Consider the following 739-nt stretch of genomic DNA (forward strand, 5'->3'; position numbering starts at 1 on the left):
TTGTCGATGAATTTTTCTCTGGTCAGATCGGGACGATTGAGATACCCACGTGCCAAACCAGCACCACTTATGCATAATTCACCTATTACCCCTATAGGCTGTAATTCAAGACCATTCCCTACAATATAAATCTGAGTGTTCGAGATTGGACGACCTATGGATAGATTTGATGGTATTTCATTTGGAGATATTTCTGAAAAAGTTACATCAATTGATGCCTCTGTTGGACCATATAAATTGTCCAAACATACGTTTGAAAATTTATTATAAAATAAATTTACTTGATCTGAACGTAATGCCTCCCCACTGCACAAAACTTGTTTCAGTGATTTACAATCTCCTATAGTTATTTCAGCCAAGAATGCCCCTAGCATAGAAGGAACAAAATGAATTGTTGTCACCCTATACAAATCTATAATTTCTTTTAAATATATAGGATCTTTATGTCCTTCTGGATGTAGAAAGACTAATTTAGTACCTGATATTAATGGCCATAGTAACTCCCATACCGAAACATCAAAACAAAAATTAGTTTTTTGAACTACCACATCTTCTTTTGGATTTAACTTATAGTGCTCTTGAGTCCATGATAAACGGTTCGACATTCCTGCGTGTTCAATCATTACCCCTTTAGGTTTCCCTGTTGACCCTGATGTGTAGATTACATATGCGAGGTGGTTGGGCAATGTGATTTTTGGTAGTTTTCTAGACGATTCTATTGCGATCTCCTCCCATTGGC

1 protein-coding gene is annotated in these 739 nt (G+C 36.5%); it reads right to left on the reverse strand.

Features of this window, described 5'->3' with window-relative positions; genetic code table 11:
* The coding region (locus ABD816_RS22215; RefSeq protein ID WP_344931115.1) for an AMP-binding protein at positions 1 to 739 on the reverse strand (739 nt) is incomplete at both ends.

The organism is Aquimarina addita (genome assembly GCF_039539305.1).
GTDB classification, from domain to species: Bacteria; Bacteroidota; Bacteroidia; order Flavobacteriales; family Flavobacteriaceae; genus Aquimarina; species Aquimarina addita.